The 23133-nt window shown below is 67.2% G+C and carries 30 protein-coding genes; 29 read left to right on the top strand and 1 reads right to left on the bottom strand.

Annotated elements, in window-relative coordinates:
* The first annotated feature begins 1 nt into the window (after window position 1).
* Complete coding sequence (gene rpoC, locus ITJ64_RS02855) at window positions 2-3880, top strand: DNA-directed RNA polymerase subunit beta' (protein WP_194679277.1); 3879 nt, start codon at window positions 2-4, stop codon at window positions 3878-3880.
* 78 nt (window positions 3881-3958) lie between these two features.
* On the opposite strand, the gene ITJ64_RS02850 is transcribed toward rpoC, so the two are convergent.
* Entirely contained in the window at window positions 3959-5038 is a 1080-nt protein-coding gene (locus ITJ64_RS02850) for an FAD-dependent oxidoreductase (RefSeq protein ID WP_194679276.1), read from the bottom strand.
* Window positions 5039-5108: 70 nt separating this feature from the next.
* On the opposite strand from ITJ64_RS02850, the gene ITJ64_RS02845 reads away from it, so the two are divergent.
* The 28 genes from ITJ64_RS02845 (at window position 5109) to rplO (ending at window position 23098) form a co-directional block, all read left to right on the top strand.
* Window positions 5109-6233 (top strand): hypothetical protein, encoded by a 1125-nt coding sequence (locus ITJ64_RS02845; protein WP_194679275.1) that lies wholly within the window; start codon window positions 5109-5111, stop codon window positions 6231-6233.
* Between the two features lie 311 nt (window positions 6234-6544).
* Window positions 6545-6919, top strand: a complete 375-nt coding sequence (gene rpsL, locus ITJ64_RS02840; protein ID WP_011186743.1) for a 30S ribosomal protein S12 — start codon at window positions 6545-6547, stop codon at window positions 6917-6919.
* Window positions 6919-7389 carry a 30S ribosomal protein S7 gene (gene rpsG / locus ITJ64_RS02835; RefSeq protein ID WP_173183329.1) on the top strand — a complete coding sequence of 157 codons (471 nt, stop codon included), beginning with the start codon at window positions 6919-6921 and terminating at the stop codon, window positions 7387-7389. The genes rpsL and rpsG overlap by 1 nt, the downstream gene beginning before the upstream one ends.
* Before the next feature lie 43 nt (window positions 7390-7432).
* Window positions 7433-9547 (top strand): elongation factor G, encoded by a 2115-nt coding sequence (gene fusA / locus ITJ64_RS02830; protein ID WP_194679274.1) that lies wholly within the window; start codon window positions 7433-7435, stop codon window positions 9545-9547.
* Window positions 9548-9660: 113 nt separating this feature from the next.
* Window positions 9661-10851 carry an elongation factor Tu gene (gene tuf / locus ITJ64_RS02825; RefSeq protein WP_173183331.1) on the top strand — a complete coding sequence of 397 codons (1191 nt, stop codon included), beginning with the start codon at window positions 9661-9663 and terminating at the stop codon, window positions 10849-10851.
* A gap of 109 nt (window positions 10852-10960) precedes the next feature.
* The gene (locus ITJ64_RS02820; protein WP_194679273.1) at window positions 10961-11173 is read left to right on the top strand and encodes an Rv0909 family putative TA system antitoxin; all 213 of its coding nucleotides are present in this window, start codon (window positions 10961-10963) and stop codon (window positions 11171-11173) included.
* Window positions 11174-11188: 15 nt separating this feature from the next.
* A complete protein-coding gene (locus ITJ64_RS02815; protein ID WP_194679272.1) occupies window positions 11189-12157 on the top strand; it encodes a DNA topoisomerase IB in 969 nt (322 codons plus the stop codon).
* A 195-nt stretch (window positions 12158-12352) separates the two neighbouring features.
* Window positions 12353-13120: a fructosamine kinase family protein gene (locus ITJ64_RS02810; protein WP_194679271.1), complete on the top strand. Its 768-nt coding sequence runs from the start codon at window positions 12353-12355 to the stop codon at window positions 13118-13120.
* A gap of 266 nt (window positions 13121-13386) precedes the next feature.
* On the top strand, window positions 13387-13695 hold the full coding sequence (gene rpsJ / locus ITJ64_RS02805) for a 30S ribosomal protein S10 (RefSeq protein ID WP_022895514.1): 309 nt from the start codon (window positions 13387-13389) through the stop codon (window positions 13693-13695).
* A 24-nt stretch (window positions 13696-13719) separates the two neighbouring features.
* Entirely contained in the window at window positions 13720-14376 is a 657-nt protein-coding gene (gene rplC, locus ITJ64_RS02800; RefSeq protein ID WP_194679270.1) for a 50S ribosomal protein L3, read from the top strand.
* A 3-nt stretch (window positions 14377-14379) separates the two neighbouring features.
* Window positions 14380-15039 carry a 50S ribosomal protein L4 gene (rplD, locus tag ITJ64_RS02795; protein ID WP_173183337.1) on the top strand — a complete coding sequence of 220 codons (660 nt, stop codon included), beginning with the start codon at window positions 14380-14382 and terminating at the stop codon, window positions 15037-15039.
* Entirely contained in the window at window positions 15036-15341 is a 306-nt protein-coding gene (gene rplW / locus ITJ64_RS02790; protein ID WP_173183338.1) for a 50S ribosomal protein L23, read from the top strand. Before rplD ends, rplW begins: the two co-directional genes overlap by 4 nt.
* Window positions 15342-15366: 25 nt before the next feature.
* Window positions 15367-16206, top strand: coding sequence for a 50S ribosomal protein L2 (gene rplB / locus ITJ64_RS02785; protein ID WP_066041181.1), 840 nt, complete (start codon window positions 15367-15369; stop codon window positions 16204-16206).
* A 12-nt stretch (window positions 16207-16218) separates the two neighbouring features.
* Window positions 16219-16500: a 30S ribosomal protein S19 gene (gene rpsS, locus ITJ64_RS02780; protein WP_066041179.1), complete on the top strand. Its 282-nt coding sequence runs from the start codon at window positions 16219-16221 to the stop codon at window positions 16498-16500.
* Window positions 16501-16527: 27 nt separating this feature from the next.
* A complete protein-coding gene (rplV, locus tag ITJ64_RS02775; RefSeq protein WP_179547448.1) occupies window positions 16528-16923 on the top strand; it encodes a 50S ribosomal protein L22 in 396 nt (131 codons plus the stop codon).
* Entirely contained in the window at window positions 16923-17687 is a 765-nt protein-coding gene (rpsC, locus tag ITJ64_RS02770) for a 30S ribosomal protein S3 (protein ID WP_173183340.1), read from the top strand. Before rplV ends, rpsC begins: the two co-directional genes overlap by 1 nt.
* A 2-nt stretch (window positions 17688-17689) precedes the next feature.
* Window positions 17690-18109: a 50S ribosomal protein L16 gene (gene rplP, locus ITJ64_RS02765; protein ID WP_194679269.1), complete on the top strand. Its 420-nt coding sequence runs from the start codon at window positions 17690-17692 to the stop codon at window positions 18107-18109.
* Entirely contained in the window at window positions 18109-18426 is a 318-nt protein-coding gene (gene rpmC / locus ITJ64_RS02760; RefSeq protein ID WP_173183341.1) for a 50S ribosomal protein L29, read from the top strand. The genes rplP and rpmC overlap by 1 nt, the downstream gene beginning before the upstream one ends.
* Window positions 18426-18749 carry a 30S ribosomal protein S17 gene (rpsQ, locus tag ITJ64_RS02755; protein ID WP_173183342.1) on the top strand — a complete coding sequence of 108 codons (324 nt, stop codon included), beginning with the start codon at window positions 18426-18428 and terminating at the stop codon, window positions 18747-18749. Before rpmC ends, rpsQ begins: the two co-directional genes overlap by 1 nt.
* Window positions 18750-18783: 34 nt before the next feature.
* Window positions 18784-19152, top strand: a complete 369-nt coding sequence (rplN, locus tag ITJ64_RS02750; RefSeq protein ID WP_137837171.1) for a 50S ribosomal protein L14 — start codon at window positions 18784-18786, stop codon at window positions 19150-19152.
* A 3-nt stretch (window positions 19153-19155) separates the two neighbouring features.
* The gene (rplX, locus tag ITJ64_RS02745; RefSeq protein ID WP_194679268.1) at window positions 19156-19515 is read left to right on the top strand and encodes a 50S ribosomal protein L24; all 360 of its coding nucleotides are present in this window, start codon (window positions 19156-19158) and stop codon (window positions 19513-19515) included.
* Window positions 19515-20108 carry a 50S ribosomal protein L5 gene (gene rplE, locus ITJ64_RS02740; protein ID WP_179547450.1) on the top strand — a complete coding sequence of 198 codons (594 nt, stop codon included), beginning with the start codon at window positions 19515-19517 and terminating at the stop codon, window positions 20106-20108. The genes rplX and rplE overlap by 1 nt, the downstream gene beginning before the upstream one ends.
* A 74-nt stretch (window positions 20109-20182) precedes the next feature.
* Window positions 20183-20581 carry a 30S ribosomal protein S8 gene (rpsH, locus tag ITJ64_RS02735; RefSeq protein ID WP_173183345.1) on the top strand — a complete coding sequence of 133 codons (399 nt, stop codon included), beginning with the start codon at window positions 20183-20185 and terminating at the stop codon, window positions 20579-20581.
* A 6-nt stretch (window positions 20582-20587) separates the two neighbouring features.
* Window positions 20588-21124, top strand: a complete 537-nt coding sequence (gene rplF / locus ITJ64_RS02730; protein WP_173183346.1) for a 50S ribosomal protein L6 — start codon at window positions 20588-20590, stop codon at window positions 21122-21124.
* Between the two features lie 3 nt (window positions 21125-21127).
* Complete coding sequence (gene rplR, locus ITJ64_RS02725; RefSeq protein WP_173183347.1) at window positions 21128-21499, top strand: 50S ribosomal protein L18; 372 nt, start codon at window positions 21128-21130, stop codon at window positions 21497-21499.
* A 35-nt stretch (window positions 21500-21534) separates the two neighbouring features.
* Window positions 21535-22191: a 30S ribosomal protein S5 gene (gene rpsE, locus ITJ64_RS02720; protein WP_259486479.1), complete on the top strand. Its 657-nt coding sequence runs from the start codon at window positions 21535-21537 to the stop codon at window positions 22189-22191.
* Entirely contained in the window at window positions 22191-22376 is a 186-nt protein-coding gene (gene rpmD, locus ITJ64_RS02715) for a 50S ribosomal protein L30 (RefSeq protein WP_022897975.1), read from the top strand. Before rpsE ends, rpmD begins: the two co-directional genes overlap by 1 nt.
* Window positions 22376-23098 carry a 50S ribosomal protein L15 gene (rplO, locus tag ITJ64_RS18770; RefSeq protein ID WP_228507627.1) on the top strand — a complete coding sequence of 241 codons (723 nt, stop codon included), beginning with the start codon at window positions 22376-22378 and terminating at the stop codon, window positions 23096-23098. The genes rpmD and rplO overlap by 1 nt, the downstream gene beginning before the upstream one ends.
* Window positions 23099-23133: the final 35 nt, after the last annotated feature.

Here is a 23133-nt window from a genome sequence, read left to right as displayed (position 1 = left end):
ATTGCTCGACGTAACAACTTTTGATGAGCTGCGGATCGGCCTCGCAACGGCCGACGACATCCGCAAGTGGTCGCACGGTGAGGTCAAGAAGCCCGAGACCATCAACTACCGCACGCTGAAGCCCGAGAAGGACGGACTCTTCGGAGAGCAGATCTTCGGGCCGAGCCGTGACTGGGAGTGTTCCTGCGGCAAGTACAAGCGGGTGCGCTTCAAGGGCATCGTCTGCGAGCGCTGCGGTGTCGAGGTCACGAAGTCGTCGGTGCGCCGTGAGCGCATGGGCCACATCGAGCTCGCCGCCCCGGTCACGCACATCTGGTACTTCAAGGGTGTGCCCAGCCGCCTCGGCTACCTGCTCGACATGGCGCCGAAAGACCTCGAGAAGGTCATCTACTTCGCCGCGTACATGATCATCTCGGTCGACGAGGACGGCCGTCACGACGACATGCCCGGCCTCGAGAACGAGCTGCGCCTCGAGATCAAGACGCTGTCCGACCAGCGCGATGCCCGCATCGCCGACCGTCTGCAGCGCCTCGAGACCGACCTCGCCGAGCTCGAGAACGAGGGCGCGAAGGCCGACCAGAAGCGCCGCACGAAGGATGGCGCCGAGAAGGAGATGTCGCAGACCCGCAAGGCCTACGACGACCAGATCGCCCAGCTCGAGCGCGTCTGGGAGGACTTCCGCAACCTCAAGGTCGGTGAGCTCAAGCCCGAGGACGCGATCTTCCACGAGCTCCAGGACCGCTACGGCATGTACTTCGAGGCCTACATGGGCGCCGAGGCCATCAAGAAGCGGCTCGAGGCGTTCGACCTCGAGACCGAGGGCGAGAACCTCCGCCTGCAGATCGCCGAGGGCAAGGGTCAGAAGAAGATCCGCGCCATCAAGCGCCTGCGCGTGGTGAGCTCCTTCCTCGCGACCGGCAACTCGCCGGCCGCGATGGTGCTCGACGTCGTCCCGGTCATCCCGCCGGAGCTGCGCCCGATGGTGCAGCTCGACGGTGGCCGCTTCGCGACCTCCGACCTCAACGACCTCTACCGTCGTGTGATCAACCGCAACAACCGCCTTCGTCGTCTGCTCGATCTCGGTGCCCCCGAGATCATCGTCAACAACGAGAAGCGCATGCTGCAGGAGGCCGTCGACGCCCTGTTCGACAACGGCCGCCGTGGTCGCCCCGTCACCGGTACCGGCAACCGCGCCCTGAAGTCCCTGAGCGACATGCTCAAGGGAAAGCAGGGTCGATTCCGCCAGAACCTGCTCGGCAAGCGCGTCGACTACTCGGGCCGTTCGGTCATCATCGTCGGTCCGCAGCTGAAGCTGCATCAGTGCGGTCTGCCCAAGCAGATGGCGCTGGAGCTCTTCAAGCCGTTCGTGATCAAGCGCCTGATCGACCTGAGCCACGCTCAGAACATCAAGGCCGCGAAGCGCATGGTCGAGCGCAGCCGTCCCCAGGTCTGGGACGTGCTGGAGGAGATCATCCGCGAGCGCCCCGTGCTGCTGAACCGTGCGCCCACGCTGCACCGTCTCGGCATCCAGGCGTTCGAGCCCCAGCTCGTCGAGGGCAAGGCGATCCAGCTGCACCCGCTCGTCTGCGCCGCGTTCAACGCGGACTTCGACGGTGACCAGATGGCCGTCCACCTGCCGCTGTCGGTCGAGGCCCAGGCCGAGGCCCGCATCCTGATGCTGGCGTCGAACAACATCCTGAAGCCGTCCGACGGCCGTCCGGTCACCCTGCCCACGCAGGACATGATCATCGGTCTGCACCACCTCACCACGGTGAAGGAGGGGGCGATCGGCGAGGGCCGCGCGTTCTCCGGTGTGTCCGAGGCCATCCTCGCGAAGGACCAGGGTTCGCTCGACCTCAACGCGGTCGTGAAGATCCGGATGCACGACGTGCACTTCGCCGAGGGCGACGGCCCCGAGGGCTACGAAGGCGGCCCCGTGCTGCTGGAGACCACCCTCGGCCGCGCGCTGTTCAACGAGGCGCTGCCGGACGACTACCCCTACATGCAGCAGGTCGCCGACAAGGGCGCCATCTCGGCGATCGTCAACGACCTCGCCGAGCGGTACCCGAAGGTGGAGGTCGCCGCCTCGCTCGACCGCATCAAGGACGCGGGCTTCTACTGGGCCACGCGCTCCGGTGTGACCGTCGCTCTCTCCGACATCCTGACCCCTCCCACCAAGCGGGAGATCGTCCAGGGCTACGAGAAGCAGGCCGCCAAGGTGCAGGCGCAGTTCGAGAAGGGTCTGACGACCGACCTCGAGCGTCGCCAGGAGCTCATCCAGATCTGGACGAAGGCCACCGACGAGGTCGCCGCAGCCATGCGCGCGAACTTCCCGGTCGACAACACGATCAACCGCATGGTCACCTCGGGTGCTCGTGGTAACTGGCTGCAGGTGCGCAACATCGCCGGCATGCGAGGCCTCGTGAACAACCCGAAGGGTGAGATCATCCCCCGTCCGATCATCTCCTCGTACCGCGAGGGACTGTCGGTGGCGGAGTACTTCATCGCGACCCACGGTGCTCGTAAGGGTCTGGCCGACACGGCTCTTCGTACGGCCGACTCGGGCTACCTGACGCGTCGACTCGTCGACGTGTCGCAGGACGTCATCATCCGCGAGCCCGACTGCGGCACCAGCCGCGGGCTCGACCTGCCGATCGCGAACGAGGGCGCCGACGGCGTCTGGACCCGCGACGACAACGTCGAGAACTCGGTCTACGCCCGCTCGCTGGCCGCTGACGCGGTGAACGAGAAGGGCGAGGTCGTGGCCTCGGCCGGAGACGACGTCGGAGACGTGCTGATCGACAAGCTGGTCGCCGCCGGCGTGCGCAACATCAAGGTGCGCTCGGTGCTGACCTGCGAGTCGGCCGTCGGTGTCTGCGCGGCCTGCTACGGCCGTTCGCTCGCCACGGGCAAGCTCGTCGACATCGGCGAGGCCGTCGGCATCATCGCGGCCCAGTCGATCGGTGAGCCCGGTACCCAGCTCACGATGCGCACCTTCCACACCGGTGGATCGGCCTCGGCCGACGACATCACGCAGGGTCTGCCCCGCGTGCAGGAGCTCTTCGAGGCCCGTACCCCCAAGGGTGCGTCGCCCATCGTCGAGGCCGCCGGTCGCGTCACGATCGAAGACACCGACCGCAGCCGCAAGGTGATCCTCACGCCCGACAACGGCGACGAGCCGATCGCCTACCCGGTGCTGAAGCGTGCGACCCTCCTCGTCGAGGACGGGCAGCACGTGGAGCTCGGCCAGCAGCTGATCGTCGGCGCCGTCGACCCGAAGGAGGTCCTGCGGGTCAAGGGCGTGCGCGAGGTGCAGAAGCACCTCGTGGGCGGTGTGCAGGGCGTCTACCGCTCGCAGGGTGTGCCGATCCACGACAAGCACATCGAGGTCATCGTGCGCCAGATGCTGCGCAAGGTCACCGTCGTCGAGCACAGCGACACCGACCTGCTCCCCGGCGAGCTCGTCGACCGGTCGCGCTACACCGAGGTGAACCGCGCCGCGGTCGCCGAGGGCAAGCGTCCGGCCTCGGCCCGTCAGGAGGTCATGGGTATCACCAAGGCGTCGCTGGCGACCGAGTCGTGGCTGTCGGCCGCGTCCTTCCAGGAGACCACGCGTGTTCTCACGCAGGCCGCCATGGAGGGCAAGTCCGACCCGCTGGTGGGCCTGAAGGAGAACGTGATCATCGGAAAGCTGATCCCGGCCGGAACCGGCCTCCAGAAGTACCGCAACGTCACCGTCGAGGCGACCGAAGAGGCCAAGGCCGAGCGCTACCCGAACCGCATCTTCACAGATGACTCGGTGTTCTCGGAGGCCGACCTCTCGTTCGTCGACTTCGACAGCTTCTCGAGCGACGACTACACGCCGGGCACCTACAACTAGGTCCTGACGAACACCGAAGGGCCCCTCACCATCCGTGGTGGGGGGCCCTTCGCGTTGCCTGCGCCGGTGACGGCGGTCTCAGCCGAGCTGGTCGAGCACCTGGTTCGCCACGATCCGGCCGGCGCGGTTGGCGCCGATGGTCGACGCCTGCGGTCCGTACCCGGCGAGGAAGATGCGCGGGTCGCGCCGCACCCTTCCCTTCTCTACCGCGATGCCGCCGCCGTGCTCACGCAGGTGCAGCGGTGCGAGATGCCCGAGCTCGGCGCGGAACCCCGTCGCCCAGACGATGTCGTCGGCGGGCACGAACGACCCGTCCGCGAGGCGCACCCCCTCGGGTTCGATCGAGGTGAGCATCGGATGCGCGACCAGCACCCCGCGCTCCACCGCCGCCCTGACGGCCGGAGTGGCCACCAGCCCCGTGCCGCTGACGATGCTCGGCAGCGCCCGCCCCTCCCGCGCGGCCCGATCCTGGACGGCGACCGCCGCCGCGCCGGCCTCCGCCGCCAACCCGTCCCCCTCGACGAACTCGGGAGGCCGCCGGGTCGCCCACGTCGTGGCGGCGGCCACACCCTCCAGCTCGAGCAGGATGTTCGTGGCAGACGTCCCACCGCCCACGACGACCACCCGGCGGTCGCGGAAGTCCTCGGCGCTGCGGTAGTCGACCGTGGTCCACTGACGCCCCTGGAAGGCCTCCTCGCCCCGCACGTGGGGCTTGAAGGGGCTGCCCCAGGTGCCGCCCGCGTTCACCACCACCTCGGCCGTCAGCGAGCCGTGGTCGGTGTCGAGGCGGAGCAGGGGCTGCTCGTCGCGCACGGCAGTCACGGTGACGGGGCGGCGCACCTCGAGGTCGTAGGCCTCCTCGTAGCGCCGGTAGTACTCGGTCACCACGTCGCGCGCGGCCCGCGAGCGATCGGCCGTCTCGAAGCTCAGCCCGAGCTCGGCCATGCCGGGCAGGTCGTTCACGCGGTGCGCCGAGCCGAGCCGCAGGGCCTCCCAGCGGTGCTGCCAGGCGCCGCCCGCATCCGGGCCCCGGTCGAGCACCACGAAGTCCTCGCCGGGCTCGAGGCCGCGGCGGTGCAGGTGGTACGCGACGGACAGCCCGGCCTGACCCGCACCGATCACGGCGACACGGGTGCGGGGAGGCAGTGGGAGGGTCATCTCGACTGGAACAGCGAACGCGCCCGATCCCTTCCCCGGCGCGGCCGGGAGCCGGGGCTAGAGTGACGCCATGAGCACCGACGATCGCCACGACCAGCTGCCCGAGTTCCCGGGCTGGCAGGCGCCGGGCGCCGAGGGATCGAGCACGCCGGCCGACGTCCCCGCGCCGCCGGTCGCCGACGAGCCGCCGGTCGCCGGGCAGGCGCCGGTCGCGGAGCGCGCGCCGCGTCCCGTCGAGATCCCCGAGCCCATCGAGATGCCCGCCGCCGCGCATCCGGAGCCCGAGCCGGAGCCCGCGCACGAGCCCGAGAGCCGCCCCGAGCCGGCCACCGAGCATGCGCCCATCGCCCAGCAGGCCACCGCCGCCTACGACCACCAGCCCATCGGCGGCCCGTACGTCACGGCCTCCGAGCCCGAGCCCACCTCCGAGCAGCCGGTCGCTCAGGATGCCCCCGCCGACCGCACCCCGTACCCCGCCGCCGCGTTCGCGCCGGCCGCCGCGACCGCCGGCGCCGCGCAGGCCGGTGCCTCCCCGGCCCCCGTCTCCGACGGCCCGCCCCCGTACCAGCCCGTACCCCAGCCGGTGCAGGCCCCCCGCCCGCCGGAGCCCAAGGGCAACCGGGGCGCCGGAAGCCTGATCGCGCTGCTCGGCACCGCTGTGTTCGCCGTGCTGTTCGCCGTGGTGTCGTTCTTCGTGATCGGCGCGAACCTCACGGGTGAGGCAGCGATCACGGCGTTCTTCGACTTCCTGCGCTCAGCCGCGTTCATCGTGCCGGTCGTCGTGTTCGCCCTGTCGCTCATCCTGATCGTGCTGATCGTCAACCGCGCCGGCTGGTGGGCGTACGTGCTCGGCGGCTTCCTCGTCGCGGTGCTCGTCTACTTCGCCGGCATCGCGGGGGCGCTCGTGCACGTGCAGGCCTGGACCTGGCAGCCTCAGCAGCAGTTCGACTTCGTGCGCTCGCTCACCATGGACCCGCTCACCCTCGGCGGAGCGATCGTCGCCCGCGAGGTCGCGATCTGGACGGGGGCGCTCATCGCGCTCCGCGGCCGGCGCCTCAAGGCCCGCAACGCCGCGGCCCGCGAGGAGTGGGACCGCGCGCAGGCGGAGGAACGGGCATCCGTCGACCGCGCCGCGCAGAACGACCGCCCCGCACAGAACCCGGGCGAGGTCCCCGCTCCCATCACGACCTGGTAAGATCCCTAGGTCCGCGTTGCCGGTCGTCGAGCTCAGGTTCGGCGGCATTTGACCCGTCAGGGTCAAGAGGCTAGAATTTTCCGGGTGTGTGCATACTTGCATGCCCAGATTTTCGAGCGAAGCAGGGCTGAGATGCCCCCACTGCTCTTCCAACCAGCGATACCAGAGCCATTTCGTACCGCCGGTGGATCAAGACGAACCCGACACACCAGTACTGGTGCGTGCAGGGGCGTGAACGAACGGGTGCGGGAGTCCGTGCCCGACACCCAGTGAGAACTGACACCGAGCGTTACGAATACAAGGAGTAAGTAGTGCCAACCATTCAGCAGTTGGTCCGCAAGGGTCGCACCCCCAAGGTCACCAAGACCAAGGCGCCCGCCCTCAAGGCCAACCCCCAGCAGCGCGGCGTGTGCACCCGTGTGTACACCACCACCCCCAAGAAGCCGAACTCCGCGCTTCGCAAGGTCGCCCGCGTCAAGCTGTCGAACGGCACCGAGGTCACCGCTTACATCCCCGGTGAGGGCCACAACCTGCAGGAGCACTCGATGGTGCTCGTGCGCGGCGGTCGTGTGAAAGACCTCCCCGGCGTCCGTTACAAGATCGTCCGCGGCGCGCTCGACACGCAGGCCGTGAAGAACCGCAAGCAGGCTCGCAGCCGTTACGGCGCGAAGATGGAGAAGAAGTAATGCCTCGCAAGGGTCCCGCCCCGAAGCGTCCCGTTGTCGCCGATCCCGTCTACGGTGCCCCGGTCGTCAGCCAGCTCGTCAACAAGATCCTCCTCGACGGCAAGAAGGCCATCGCCGAGCGCATCGTGTACGACGCCCTCGAGGGTGTCGCGGCGAAGAACGGCCAGGACGCCGTCGTCACGCTGAAGAAGGCGCTCGACAACGTGCGCCCCACGCTCGAGGTCCGCAGCCGCCGCGTCGGTGGCTCGACCTACCAGGTGCCGGTCGAGGTCAAGCCGCACCGCGCCAACACCCTCGCGCTGCGCTGGCTCACCACCTACGCCAAGGGCCGCCGCGAGAAGACGATGACCGAGCGTCTCCAGAACGAGATCCTCGACGCGTCGAACGGTCTGGGCGCCGCTGTCAAGCGTCGCGAAGACACCCACAAGATGGCCGAGTCGAACAAGGCCTTCGCCCACTACCGCTGGTAGTCGTTCGACCCACCTTCCCTTTTTCTACCTTTCGGAGGAATCCGTGGCACAGGACGTGCTCACCGACCTGAACAAGGTCCGCAACATCGGCATCATGGCGCACATCGATGCCGGCAAGACCACCACCACCGAGCGCATCCTGTTCTACACGGGCATCACCCACAAGATCGGTGAGGTGCACGACGGCGCCGCCACGATGGACTGGATGGCTCAGGAGCAGGAGCGTGGCATCACGATCACCTCTGCCGCCACGACGTGCTTCTGGAACAAGAACCAGATCAACATCATCGACACGCCGGGTCACGTCGACTTCACCGTCGAGGTGGAGCGTTCGCTCCGCGTCCTCGACGGCGCGGTCGCCGTGTTCGACGGCAAGGAGGGCGTGGAGCCCCAGTCGGAGACCGTCTGGCGCCAGGCCGACAAGTACAACGTTCCCCGCATCTGCTTCGTCAACAAGATGGACAAGCTGGGCGCCGACTTCTACTTCACGGTCGACACGATCATCAACCGCCTCGGTGCCAAGCCGCTGGTGCTGCAGCTCCCGATCGGTGCGGAGTCGTCCTTCGAGGGCGTCGTCGACCTGGTCGAGATGCGCGCACTGACCTGGCGCGGAGACGCCAAGGGTGACGTGCAGATGGGCGCCAAGTACGAGATCGAGGAGATCCCGGCCGACCTCAAGGAGAAGGCCGACGAGTACCGTCAGCTCCTCCTCGAGACCGTCGCCGAGACCGACGACGAGCTGCTCGAGAAGTTCTTCGGCGGCGAGGAGCTCACGATCGCCGAGATCAAGGGCGCGATCCGTAAGCTCACCGTCAACTCGGAGATCTACCCCGTGCTCTGTGGCTCGGCGTTCAAGAACCGCGGAGTGCAGCCGATGCTCGATGCGGTCGTCGACTACCTGCCGTCGCCGCTCGACGTGCCCGCCACCGAGGGCCACGACATCCGCGACGAGGAGAAGGTCGTCGAGCGTCACCCCGACCCGAAGGACCCCTTCGCCGCTCTGGCGTTCAAGGTCGCGGTTCACCCCTTCTTCGGTCGTCTGACCTACATCCGCGTGTACTCGGGTCACCTCGACTCCGGCGGCCAGGTCATGAACTCGACCAAGGGCAAGAAGGAGCGCATCGGCAAGATCTTCCAGATGCACTCCAACAAGGAGAACCCGGTCGACTCGGTGACCGCCGGTCACATCTACGCGGTCATCGGCCTGAAGGACACCACCACCGGTGACACCCTGTCCGACCCGTCGAACCAGATCGTCCTCGAGTCGATGACGTTCCCGGAGCCCGTGATCGAGGTCGCGATCGAGCCGAAGACGAAGGCCGACCAGGAGAAGCTGGGTGTCGCCATCCAGAAGCTCGCTGAAGAAGACCCGACCTTCCGCACGGAGCAGAACCAGGAGACCGGTCAGACGGTCATCAAGGGAATGGGCGAGCTCCACCTCGACATCCTGGTCGACCGCATGAAGCGCGAGTTCAACGTCGAGGCCAACGTGGGCAAGCCCCAGGTGGCCTACCGCGAGACGATCCGCAAGACCGTCGAGCGCCACGACTACACGCACAAGAAGCAGACCGGTGGTTCGGGTCAGTTCGCGAAGATCCAGATCGCGATCGCGCCCCTCGAGGTCACGGCCGACACGGTCTACGAGTTCGAGAACAAGGTCACCGGTGGCCGCGTGCCCCGTGAGTACATCCCCTCGGTCGATGCCGGTATCCAGGATGCGCTGCAGGTCGGCGTGCTCGCCGGCTACCCGATGGTGGGCGTCAAGGCGACCCTCCTCGACGGCGCGTCGCACGACGTCGACTCCTCGGAGATGGCGTTCAAGATCGCCGGCTCGATGGCCTTCAAGGAAGCTGCCCGCAAGGCCAGCCCCGTGCTCCTCGAGCCGCTGATGGCCGTCGAGGTGCGCACCCCCGAGGAGTACATGGGCGACGTCATCGGCGACCTGAACTCCCGTCGTGGACAGATCCAGTCCATGGAGGACGCCCAGGGCGTCAAGGTGGTGCGTGCTCACGTGCCGCTGTCGGAGATGTTCGGCTACATCGGAGACCTGCGTTCCAAGACGTCGGGCCGTGCCGTGTACTCGATGACCTTCGAGAGCTACGCCGAGGTCCCGAAGGCTGTGGCCGACGAGATCATCCAGAAGAACAAGGGCGAGTAACACCTGAGTTCGGCGGGCCTCGTAGGTTCGCGTAAAATATCAACAAACCCCCGCCTGGTTCCGGATGCAATCCAGCATCCGGACGAGGGCATGAGAGTCCTGAGGAGGACCTAGTGGCTAAGGCCAAGTTCGAGCGGACCAAGCCGCACGTCAACATCGGAACGATCGGTCACGTTGACCACGGTAAGACCACCCTTACCGCTGCCATCTCGAAGGTCCTGGCGGACAAGTTCCCGTCGGCGACCAACGTTCAGCGCGACTTCGCGTCGATCGACTCCGCTCCTGAGGAGCGCCAGCGCGGCATCACGATCAACATCTCGCACGTCGAGTACGAGACGCCCAAGCGTCACTACGCTCACGTCGACGCCCCCGGTCACGCTGACTACATCAAGAACATGATCACCGGTGCGGCTCAGATGGACGGCGCGATCCTCGTGGTCGCCGCCACCGACGGCCCGATGGCTCAGACCCGTGAGCACGTGCTGCTCGCCAAGCAGGTCGGCGTGCCCTACCTGCTCGTCGCGCTGAACAAGGCCGACATGGTCGACGACGAGGAGATCCTGGAGCTCGTCGAGCTCGAGGTCCGCGAGCTGCTCGCCGGCCAGAACTTCGACGAGGACGCACCGGTCGTGCGCGTCTCGGGCCTGAAGGCCCTCGAGGGCGACGAGAAGTGGACCCAGTCCATCCTCGACCTCATGGACGCCGTCGACGAGTCGATCCCCGACCCGATCCGCGACAAGGACAAGCCGTTCCTGATGCCGATCGAGGACGTCTTCACGATCACCGGTCGTGGAACCGTCGTCACGGGCCGCGCCGAGCGTGGCACCCTCGCCATCAACTCCGAGGTCGAGATCGTCGGCATCCGCCCGACGCAGAAGACCACGGTCACCGGTATCGAGATGTTCCACAAGCAGCTCGACGAGGCCTGGGCCGGCGAGAACTGCGGTCTGCTCCTCCGCGGCACCAAGCGCGAGGACGTCGAGCGCGGCCAGGTCGTCGTGAAGCCCGGTTCGGTCACGCCGCACACCGAGTTCGAAGGGACCGCCTACATCCTGTCGAAGGATGAGGGTGGCCGTCACAACCCCTTCTACACGAACTACCGCCCGCAGTTCTACTTCCGCACCACCGACGTCACCGGCGTCATCACGCTGCCCGAGGGCACCGAGATGGTCATGCCCGGCGACACCACCGACATCTCGGTCGCGCTGATCCAGCCGATCGCGATGGAGGAGGGCCTCGGCTTCGCGATCCGTGAGGGTGGCCGCACCGTCGGTGCCGGCACCGTCACCAAGATCAACAAGTAGTAGATCTCACACCACGCAAAAGGGGTCGTGCCTTCGGGCACGGCCCCTTTCGCCGTCCCCGCCGCCCTTAGTGGTTGACCTGGGGGGCGAAGGGGGGCAGGGTGGGGCCATGGCTGGATTCGACGACATCACGCGCAAGGCGAAGGCATTCCTCGACGAGGAGAAGGTGCAGCAGGCACTGAAGAGCGAGAAGGCCGAAGAGGTCAGCGACAAGCTGCTCGACGGGCTCGCCGGTGCCGCCAAGAAGGTCACCGGCGGCAAGCACGACGACAAGATCGACGAGGCCCGCCGCAAGGCCGATGGAGCGGTCGGCGACCGTTAGGGGTTAGCTGGGGAGATGCCACGGCTCCGACGCTCCGACTCCTCGGGCCGGGGGATCCACCGTCTGAACGCCGGACGCGGATTCACCTACCGCGACCACTCCGGCGCCACGGTCACCGACCCCGAGCTCCGCGCCCGCATCGAGCACCTCGCCATCCCGCCCGCCTGGACGGACGTCTGGATCGCCCCCTACGCGAACGGCCACATCCAGGCCACCGGCGTCGACGGGGCCGGCCGTCGGCAGTACATCTACCACCCGACCTGGCGCGAGCAGAAGGACCGGATCAAGTACGACCGCGCCCTGGCCCTCGCCGAGTCGCTTCCCTCGGCCCGCCGCCGGGTCACCATGGATCTCCGGCGAGACGGCTACCCCGAGGAGCGCGCGCTGGCCGCCGGCTTCCGGATGCTCGACACCGGCTCCCTCCGGGTCGGCAGCGAACGCTACGCGGCCAAGCACGGCAGCCACGGCCTCACCACCCTCCTCAACGCGCACGCCACCACCAAGGGCGACCGCGTGCACCTCTCCTTTCCGGCGAAGAGCGGCCAGGAGTGGGACTCGGAGATCACCGACGCCGACCTCGCCTCCTTCGTGCGCTCGATGAAGCGCCGTGGGGCCAACGCCCGGCTGATCGCCTGGAAGGACGGTTCGCGCTGGCACCCGGTCAGCGCCGAGGAGATCAACGCCTACGTGCGCGAGCAGACCGGCGGCGAGTTCACCGCGAAGGACTTCCGCACGCTGCACGGCACGGCGGCCGCCGCCGTCAGCCTCGCCCGCACCGGCCCGCAGACGTCCAAGACCGCGCGGTCGAAAGCGATCGCCCAGGCCATGCGGGACGCCTCGGCGGTGCTCGGCAACACCCCGTCGATCGCGAAGGCGAGCTACGTCGACCCGCGGGTGGTCGACCACTTCCGCAACGGCACCACGATCGACCGCACCCGCCTCGCCTCGGCGGAGTCCGAGCTGCGCGCCCTCCTGTTCGAGTGAGAAGTCAAGTCTTGTGTTCGCGGGGGAGAAGCGGAGAATGGGGGCACTCGTTCTCACGGGTGCCCGCCGCCAGACGGTGCGAACAGAGCTCGGCCGGGAGTGGCCAGCGTAGTGATACGTCTGGGCCCCGGGCATTCCGTGAGAACGTTCCCTCCGCGACATCCGTCTGAAATCTTCCGGGCCTAGCGTTGAAGGGTGTTCACCAAGAGCGATCCCCGGGTGCCCGAGGGCTTCTTCGAGGCCGAGGCGGCCGGGCTGGCGTGGCTGGCGGATGCTCGGGGTGCCCCGTGCGTGCGGGTCGAGTCCGTGCATCCGGGGCTCATCGAGCTCGAGGAACTGCGGTCGGCGCGACCCAGCCGGGAGGCGGCCAGTCGCTTCGGCGAGCAGCTCGCCCGCACCCACCACGCCGGAGCCGCCGCGTTCGGTGCCGCCCCGGAGGGCTGGGCCGGGCCCTGCTTCATCGGCCGCCGGGCCATGAGCACGGGGGAGTGGAGCACCTGGAGCGAGTTCTACCCGGCTCAGCGCGTGATGCCGTACGCCGAGCAGGCGGTGGCCAGGGGCAACCTCACGGCCGACGGCTTCCGGCTGGTGAAGCGCGCCTGCGAGCTGATCGCGACCGGGATCTTCGAGGACGGGGAGTCGCCGGCCCGGCTGCACGGCGACCTCTGGTCGGGCAACGTCATGTGGACGCCGACCGGGGTCGTGCTGATCGACCCGGCCGCGCACGGCGGGCACCGCGAGACCGATCTGGCGATGCTGCGGCTGTTCGGGGCGCCGTTCCTCGACGACATCCTGTGGGGCTACGAGGACGTCGCGCCGCTCGCCGAGGGCTGGCGCGAGCGCGTTCCGCTGCACCAGCTGTTCCCCCTGGCGGTGCATGCGGTGGGACACGGGCCCTCGTACGGGCATGAGCTCGAGCGGGCCGCCGCGTCGGTGCTGCAGCTGGGGGCGGGTTCCGCGTGATCAGGCGCGACACGCCCGGGTTGCATGTGGCCTCAGGATGTGGCAAACTCTTCTAGTTCAACATTTTGGGCCACTGTGTGTGTGCCCGAATCACTGTCTTGGCAGTGCACAGCTTTCGCAGCTGGGCCGCAGACAGCAGAACAGAGCTTAATCGCAACCCTCCCTCCACCTAGGTGAAGTGTGTGCGCGCGCGGTGCTTGATAGCAAAACAGAGGGCGTCCAATGCAGTCGAGGCTGTAAGACGCGAGACAGAGAGAGAGTCACACATGGCGGGACAGAAGATCCGCATTCGACTTAAGTCGTATGACCACGAGGTCATCGACACCTCGGCGCGCAAGATCGTCGACACGGTCACCCGCGCAGGAGCCACCGTCGTCGGCCCCGTGCCGCTGCCCACCGAGAAGAACGTGGTGGCGGTCATCCGTTCGCCCCACAAGTACAAGGACAGCCGCGAGCACTTCGAGATGCGCACCCACAAGCGCCTCATCGACATCATCGACCCGACGCCGAAGGCCGTCGACTCGCTCATGCGTCTCGACCTCCCCGCCGACGTCAACATCGAGATCAAGCTCTGAGCGGGAAGGAACCAGTAGATCATCATGGCAACCACCGCTAAGACCTCCAAGGGCCTGCTCGGCAAGAAGCTCGGCATGACCCAGGTGTGGGACGAGAACAACCGTCTCATCCCCGTCACCGTCGTCGAGATCACCCCCAACGTCGTAACCCAGATCCGCACCCCCGAGAAGGACGGCTACTCGGCCGTCCAGATCGCCGGCGGTCAGATCGACCCGCGGAAGGTCAACAAGCCCTCCGCCGGTCACTTCGAGGCAGCCGGCGTCACGCCGCGCCGCCACCTCACCGAGGTCCGCACCGCGGACGCCGCGGAGTACACCGTCGGCCAGGAGCTCACCGCCGAGGGCACGTTCGTGGCCGGCCAGAAGGTCGACGTCATGGGCACCTCGAAGGGCAAGGGCTTCGCCGGCGTCATGAAGCGCCACAACTTCAAGGGCGTCTCCGCCTCGCACGGTTCGCACCGCAACCACCGCAAGCCCGGCTCGATCGGTGCGTCCTCGACGCCCAGCCGAGTCTTCAAGGGCATGCGCATGGCCGGCCGCATGGGTGGCGAGCGCGTCACCGTGCTCAACCTGGTCGTGCACTCGGTCGACGCCGAGAAGAACCTCGTGCTCGTCAAGGGCGCGGTTCCCGGCGCCAAGGGCCGTCTCGTTTTCGTTCGCAACGCAGTGAAGGGGGCGTAGTTCATGGCTACCGCAACTAACACGCTCGATGTCCTCGACGTCACCGGCAAGAAGTCCGGCACCGTCGAGCTGCCCGCCGAGATCTTCGACGTGCAGACCAACATCCCGCTGATCCACCAGGTCGTCGTCGCCCAGCTCGCCGCCGCCCGCCAGGGCACGCACAAGACCAAGGGTCGTGGCGAGGTCTCCGGTGCCGGCCGCAAGCCGTTCAAGCAGAAGGGAACCGGTCGCGCTCGTCAGGGCTCGATCCGCGCCCCTCAGATGACCGGTGGTGGCATCGTCCACGGACCGGTGCCCCGCAGCTACGCCCAGCGCACCCCCAAGAAGATGATCGCCGCGGCTCTGCTCGGCGCCCTCTCCGACCGGGCCCGCGGCGGCCGCCTGCACATCGTCGAGTCGCTCTCGCAGGGTGAGACCCCCTCGACCAAGGCCGTGAACGAGTTCCTCGCCACGATCGCCTCGTCGAAGCACGTGCTCATCGTGCTCGAGCGCGACGACGTGCTGAGCCTCCGCAGCGTTCGCAACATCCCGACCGTTCACGTGCTGCCCGCAGACCAGCTGAACGCCTACGACGTCCTCGTCTCCGACGACATCGTCTTCACCAAGGGCTCGTTCGACGGCTTCGTCGCCTCGAAGGCCAAGCAGGAAGAGGTTTCCGCATGAGCAACGCCGCGTTCAACAAGGACCCGCGCGACATCATCCTGGCGCCGGTCGTCTCCGAGAAGAGCTACGGCCTGATCGACGAGGGCAAGTACACGTTCGTCGTCGACCCCCGCTCGAACAAGACCGAGATCAAGCTCGCCATCGAGAAGATCTTCGGTGTGCAGGTCGCCTCGATCAACACGCTGAACCGCACGGGCAAGACCCGTCGCACCAAGTTCGGCCAGGGCAAGCGCAAGGACACCAAGCGCGCGATCGTGACGCTCAAGTCCGGCTCCATCGACATCTTCACGGCCGTCGGCTAGGCCCGGAAGCTAGAGGAAAAGACACATGGCTATTCGCAAGTACAAGCCGACGACCCCCGGTCGTCGCGGTTCCTCGGTCTCGGACTTCGCCGAGATCACCCGTTCGACCCCTGAGAAGTCGCTGCTCCGCCCGCTCTCCAAGACCGGTGGCCGCAACAACCAGGGTCGCATCACGACCCGTCACATCGGTGGTGGCCACAAGCGCCAGTACCGCGTCATCGACTTCCGTCGCAATGACAAGGACGGCGTGAACGCCAAGGTCGCTCACATCGAGTACGACCCCAACCGCACCGCGCGCATCGCGCTGCTCCACTTCGTGGACGGCACCAAGCGCTACATCCTGGCCCCCAACAAGCTCGCCCAGGGCGACATCGTGGAGTCGGGCGCCGGCGCGGACATCAAGCCCGGCAACAACCTGCCGCTGCGCAACATCCCCACCGGTACCGTCATCCACGCCATCGAGCTCAAGCCCGGTGGCGGCGCGAAGATGGCCCGCTCCGCGGGTGCCTCCGTTCGCCTCGTGGCGAAGGACGGCCCCTACGCCCAGCTGCGTCTGCCCTCGGGCGAGATCCGCAACGTCGATGCGCGCTGCCGCGCGACCATCGGCGAGGTCGGCAACGCCGAGCAGTCGAACATCAACTGGGGCAAGGCCGGCCGCAACCGCTGGAAGGGCATCCGCCCGACCGTCCGAGGTGTCGCCATGAACCCGGTCGACCACCCGCACGGTGGTGGTGAGGGCAAGACGTCCGGTGGACGTCACCCCGTCAGCCCCTGGGGTCAGGCCGAAGGCCGCACCCGTCACCCCAACAAGGAAAGCGACAAGCTCATCGTGCGTCGTCGGACCGTCGGCAAGAAGCGTAAGTAGGAGTTGTAGAAGATGCCACGCAGTCTCAAGAAGGGCCCCTTCGTTGACGACCACCTGTACCGCAAGGTCGTCACGCAGAACGAAGCCGGCAGCAAGAACGTCATCAAGACCTGGTCGCGCCGATCGATGATCATCCCGGACTTCCTGGGTCACACCATCGCCGTGCACGACGGCCGCAAGCACATCCCGGTGTTCATCACCGAGACCATGGTGGGTCACAAGCTGGGCGAGTTCGCCCCGACCCGCACCTTCCGTGGACACGTGAAGGACGACAAGAAGGGCCGTCGCCGCTAACCGCGGCGACGTGAAGGAGGAAGAGAAATGGTGGAGTCGATCGCACGCGTGCGTCACATCCGCGTCACCCCCCAGAAGGCCCGTCGTGTCGTCAACCTGATCCGCGGCCGTCAGGCCGTGGAGGCACTGGCCATCCTGAAGTTCGCTCCGCAGGGCGCTTCGGAGCCGGTGTACAAGCTGGTCGCCTCGGCGATCGCGAACGCCCGGGTCAAGGCAGACGCCTCGAACAGCTACCTCGACGAGCAGGACCTCTTCATCGCGAAGGCGTTCGTCGACGAGGGAACCACGCTCAAGCGCTTCCAGCCCCGTGCTCAGGGACGCGCGTTCCGCATCAACAAGCGCACCAGCCACATCACGATCGTGCTCGCAACCCCTGACGAGGCTGCGACGATCGAGGGCGCGAGCAAGAAGGCGAGCAAGTAATGGGCCAGAAAGTCAATCCGTACGGCTTCCGTCTCGGAATCACCACCGACCACGTGTCGCGCTGGTTCTCCGACAGCACGAAGAAGGGTCAGCGCTACAGCGACTACGTCGCTGAGGACGTCAAGATCCGCAACCTGCTGAAGACCTCCCTCGACCGCGCCGGCGTGGCGAAGATCGAGATCGAGCGCACCCGTGACCGTGTCCGCGTCGACATCCACACCGCCCGTCCGGGCATCGTGATCGGTCGTCGTGGCGCCGAGGCCGAGCGCATCCGCTCCGACCTCGAGAAGCTCACGGGCAAGCAGATCCAGCTGAACATCCTCGAGGTGAAGAACCCCGAGGCCGAGGCCCAGCTGGTCGCCCAGGGCATCGCCGAGCAGCTGACCGCCCGCGTGGCGTTCCGCCGCGCGATGCGCAAGGGTCTCCAGGGCGCTCAGCGCGCCGGCGCCAAGGGTGTCCGCATCCAGGTGTCCGGCCGTCTCGGCGGCGCCGAGATGAGCCGCTCGGAGTTCTACCGTGAGGGTCGCGTTCCGCTGCACACCCTGCGCGCCAACATCGACTACGGCTTCTACGAGGCCAAGACGACGTTCGGCCGCATCGGCGTGAAGGTCTGGATCTACAAGGGCGACATCACCAACAAGGAGCTCGCCCGCGAGCAGGCCAACCAGAAGTCCTCGCGCCCCGAGCGCGGCGACCGTGACCGTCCGCGCCGTAACTCCGCCCCCAAGGCGGACGCACCGGTCGCAGCAGGAGTTGAGGCGTAATCATGCTTATCCCCCGTCGAGTCAAGCACCGCAAGCAGCACCACCCGGGTCGCAGTGGCCACGCCACCGGTGGCACCAAGGTGAGCTTCGGTGAGTTCGGCATCCAGGCCATCACCCCCGCGTACGTGACCAACCGTCAGATCGAGTCCGCTCGTATCGCCATGACGCGTCACATCAAGCGCGGTGGAAAGGTGTGGATCAACATCTACCCCGACCGTCCGCTCACGAAGAAGCCGGCCGAGACCCGCATGGGTTCCGGTAAGGGTTCGCCCGAGTGGTGGGTCGCGAACGTCAAGCCGGGCCGCGTGCTCTTCGAGCTGAGCGGGGTCAACGAGACCGTCGCTCGCGAGGCACTGACCCGTGCAATCCACAAGCTGCCTCTCAAGGCACGCATCATCAAGCGCGAGGAGGGCGACGCGTAATGGCGATCGGTTCTAAGGAGCTCGCCCCGGCGGAGCTCGACACGTTCGAAGATTCTCGACTTCTCGAGGAGCTTCGCAAGGCCAAGGAAGAGCTGTTCAACCTGCGCTTCCAGTCGGCGACCGGGCAGCTCGAAAGCCACGGCCGTCTCCGTGCCGTGAAGCGCGACATCTCGCGCATCTACACGATCATCCGCGAGCGGGAGCTCGGCATCCGTGCCACCCCCGCCCCCGTCGAGGCCCCGGCCAAGACGACCAAGAAGTCCAAGAAGGCAGCTGAGGCCGAGGCCCCCGCTGCAGACGCTGAGGAGGCGAAGTAATGGCCAAGACCGAAGAGAAGGTCGTCGCGGCCGGCCACGAGTCGTCCTCGCACGATGTCAAGGACGAGGCCGCCCGCGGGTACCGCAAGTCCCGCCGCGGCTACGTCGTCAGCGACAAGATGGAGAAGACCATCGTCGTCGAGGTCGAGGACCGCGTGAAGCACCCGCTGTACGGCAAGGTCATCCGCCGCACCTCCAAGGTGAAGGTCCACGACGAGGCGAACGGCGCCGGCATCGGCGACCTCGTGCTCATCAGCGAGACCCGTCCGCTGTCCGCGACCAAGCGGTGGCGCCTGGTCGAGATCCTCGAGAAGGCCAAGTAGGCCTCGGCTTACTTAGTTCAGGAAGAGTAGAAGAATGCTTCAGCAAGAATCACGAGTGAAGGTCGCCGACAACACCGGCGCCAAGGAGCTCCTGACGATTCGTGTTCTCGGAGGATCGGGCCGTCGCTACGCGGGACTCGGCGATGTCATCGTCGCGACCGTGAAGGACGCCATCCCCGGTGGCAACGTCAAGAAGGGCGACGTGGTCAAGGCCGTCATCGTCCGCACCGTCAAGTCGACCCGTCGTCCCGACGGCTCGTACATCAAGTTCGACGAGAACGCCGCAGTGATCCTGAAGAACGACGGCGACCCTCGCGGTACCCGCATCTTCGGACCGGTCGGCCGTGAGCTCCGTGACAAGAAGTTCATGAAGATCATCTCGCTGGCACCGGAGGTTATCTAAGTCATGGCAAACATCAAGAAGGGTGACCTCGTGCAGGTCATCTCGGGCGCGACCCAGGCCCGCGGCGGCGACCGCGGCAAGCAGGGTCGTGTCATCGAGGTGCTCGTCGAGCGCAACCGCGTCGTCGTCGAGGGCGTGAACATGGTCACCAAGCACGTGCGCGTCGGCCAGACGCAGCGCGGCACCAAGACCGGCGGCATCGAGACCATGGAGGCGCCGATCCACGTGTCGAACGTCGCCCTGGTCGACCCCGAGACCAAGAAGCCGACCCGCGTCGGCCACCGCAACGAAGAAGTCACGAAGGACGGCGTCACCAAGACGGTCCGCGTTCGTTACGCGAAGAAGTCAGGAAAAGACCTCTGATGAGCACCGAGACTGCCGCGCCCGCTGGCAAAATCCAGCCGCGCCTGAAGCAGAAGTACAAGAACGAGATCGTCGACCAGCTGACGAAGGACTTCGCCTTCACGAACGTGCACCAGGTGCCCGGGCTCGTGAAGATCGTCGTCAACACCGGCGTCGGCGAGGCCGCGCGCGATGGCAAGGTCATCGACGGTGCGGTCAAGGACCTCACCGCGATCACCGGCCAGAAGCCGCAGGTCACGAAGGCCCGCAAGTCGATCGCCCAGTTCAAGCTGCGCGAGGGCCAGCCCATCGGCGCCCACGTCACCCTCCGCGGTGACCGCGCCTGGGAGTTCCTCGACCGCCTGCTCTCGCTGGCGCTTCCCCGCATCCGCGACTTCCGCGGTCTGTCCGACCAGCAGTTCGACGGTCGCGGCAACTACACGTTCGGTCTCCAGGAGCAGTCGATGTTCCACGAGATCGACCAGGACAAGATCGACCGCGTGCGCGGTTTCGACATCACCGTCGTGACCACCGCGAAGACGGACGACGAGGGCCGCGCGCTGCTCAAGGCGCTGGGCTTCCCGTTCCGGTCGAACGACTCCAGCTCCAACTAGGCACCATCCACCCACGACGACCCAGGTCGGCATCCTCGTAAAGGGTGTCGAAACCAGGCGCGAAAGGCACCACAATGACAATGACAGATCCGGTCGCAGACATGCTGACCAGACTGCGCAACGCGAACTCGGCACACCACGACACCGTGTCGATGCCGCACTCGAAGCTGAAGTCGCACATCGCCGAGATCCTCAAGACCGAGGGCTACATCTCCGGCTGGGAGGTCGCCGACGCCAAGGTCGGTCAGACCCTGACCCTGAGCCTGAAGTTCGGCCCGAACCGTGAGCGCTCGATCGCGGGCATCAAGCGCGTGTCGAAGCCCGGCCTCCGGGTCTACGCGAAGTCGACCGAGATCCCCACCGTCCTCGGTGGCCTCGGCGTCGCGATCCTGTCCACCTCCTCGGGTCTCTTGACAGACCGTCAGGCGAGCAAGAAGGGCGTGGGTGGGGAAGTCCTCGCCTACGTGTGGTAATCGACAATGTCACGTATCGGACGTCTTCCCATCGACATCCCTGCCGGCGTCACCGTCACCATCGACGGCCAGCAGGTTGCAGTCAAGGGCCCCAAGGGTGAGCTCGCGCTCGCCATCAAGGCCCCCATCGCGGCCACGGTCGAGGAGAACCAGGTTCTCGTCACCCGTCCCGACGACGAGCGCGAGTCGCGTTCGCTCCACGGCCTCACCCGTACCCTGATCGCGAACCAGATCATCGGCGTCACCACCGGCTACTCCAAGAGCCTCGAGGTCGTCGGAACCGGTTACCGCGTGGCTGCCAAGGGCAGCGGCGTGGAGTTCGCCCTCGGGTACTCGCACCCCATCTCGGTCGAGCCGCCCGCGGGCATCTCGTTCACCGTCGAGGGCAACAACAAGCTCACGGTCAACGGCATCGACAAGCAGGCCGTCGGTGAGGTTGCCGCCAACATTCGCAAGCTGCGCAAGCCCGAGCCCTACAAGGGCAAGGGTGTGCGGTACGCCGGCGAGGTCGTTCGCCGCAAGGCCGGAAAGAGTGGTAAGTAGACCATGGCTACTGGAATCAGAGGAAAGTCGAAGTCCGCAGCCCGCGATCGCCGGCACCTGCGCCTTCGCAAGAAGGTCGAGGGCACCGAAGCGCGTCCTCGCCTCGTCGTCACCCGTTCGGCACGTCACGTGTTCGTGCAGGTCGTCGACGACAGCAAGGGTCACACCCTCGCGTCGGCATCGACGCTCGAGTCCGACCTGCGCACCTTCGACGGTGACAAGACCGCGAAGGCCAAGAAGGTCGGTGAGCTGGTCGCCGAGCGCGCCAAGCTCGCCGGTGTCGAGGCCGTCGTGTTCGACCGTGGAGGTAACCGCTACGCCGGTCGCGTCGCCGCGATCGCCGATGGAGCACGAGAGGGAGGTCTGGACCTGTGAGCACCGAAACCAACAAGGAGCCGGACGTGGCAGCAATCGCTGAGGCGCCGGTCGAGACGGCCGCGTCGAGCGGTCAGAACGCGACCGAGCCCCGTGAGGCCCGCCGGGGTGGGCGCGAGCGCAACCCCAACCGCGGTGACCGCGGCAGCCGCGACTCCGACAAGAGCAACTTCCTCGAGCGCGTCGTCACCATCAACCGCGTCTCGAAGGTCGTGAAGGGTGGTCGTCGCTTCAGCTTCACCGCTCTCGTGGTCGTCGGCGACGGCAACGGTCTGGTGGGCGTCGGCTACGGCAAGGCCCGCGAGGTCCCGACCGCGATCTCCAAGGGCGTCGAGGAGGCGAAGAAGAACTTCTTCCGCGTCCCCCGCGTCGGCAACACCATCCCCCACCCCGTCCAGGGTGAGGCCGCAGCCGGTGTGGTGCTCCTGCGCCCGGCCGCTGCCGGTACCGGCGTCATCGCCGGTGGTCCGGTGCGCGCCGTGCTCGAGTGCGCCGGCATCCACGACATCCTGTCGAAGTCGCTCGGCTCGTCGAACACGATCAACATCGTGCACGCGACCGTCGAGGCCCTCCAGCAGCTCGAGGAGCCCCGTGCCGTGGCCGCTCGTCGTGGCCTCCCCTTCGACGACGTCGCTCCGGCCCGCCTCGTGCGCGCCGAGCAGGACGCTCTAGCTGCGAAGGCAGGTGCATGATGGCGACGAGCCTGAAGGTGACCCAGATCAAGTCCAAGATCAGCGAGAAGCAGAACCAGCGGGACACGCTGCGCAGCCTCGGACTGAAGCGCATCGGCGATGTCGTCGTGCGCGAAGACAACGCCCAGAACCGGGGCTACGTGCGCACCGTCGCACACCTGGTGAAGGTCGAGGAGATTGACTAATGGCTGAAGAAGAAGCCAAGGAGACCGCGAAGGCGGCTCCGAAGAAGGCTGCGGCCCCCAAGGCCGCACCCAAGGAGAAGGCTGCTCCCAAGGCCGCCGCCGCGGACAAGGCCGAGAAGGCGCCGGCCAAGGCCGCCGCCCCGAAGAAGGCCGCAGCCCCCAAGGCTGCTGCCGCCAAGGCCGACGCCGCCGACGCGAAGGCTCCGGCCGCCGCGAAGGCGCCTGCCGCCAAGGCGCCCGCCGCCAAGGCCGCTCCCAAGGCCGACGAGACCGCTGCTCCCCGCGAGCACGTGCTCAAGGTCCACCACCTCCGTCCGGCTCCGGGCTCCAAGAAGGAGCGCACCCGCGTCGGCCGTGGTGAGGGCTCGAAGGGCAAGACCGCCGGTCGTGGCACCAAGGGCACCAAGGCCCGCTACACCGTGCGCGTCGGCTTCGAGGGTGGCCAGATGCCGCTGCACATGCGCACCCCGAAGCTGCGCGGCTTCAAGAACCCGTTCCGCGTCGAGTACCAGGTCGTGAACCTGGAGAAGCTCGCGGAGCTCTACCCGGCCGGAGGAGACGTCACCGTCTCCGACCTGGTCGCCAAGGGCGCGGTTCGCAAGAACGAGAAGGTCAAGGTTCTCGGCGATGGCGACATCGCCGTGAAGCTGACCGTCGCGGTCGACAAGGTCTCCGGCTCGGCCGAGCAGAAGATCGTCGCCGCGGGTGGTTCCGTCAAGTAGCTGGACCACTGACCGGTGACCCGATTCCCGGCCCT

Origin of the sequence: Herbiconiux sp. VKM Ac-1786, from assembly GCF_015350805.1 — a bacterium.
GTDB lineage: Bacteria > Actinomycetota > Actinomycetes > Actinomycetales > Microbacteriaceae > Herbiconiux.
Note: the sequence above shows the minus strand (reverse complement) of the source record. Positions and strands in the feature narration are given on the sequence as shown.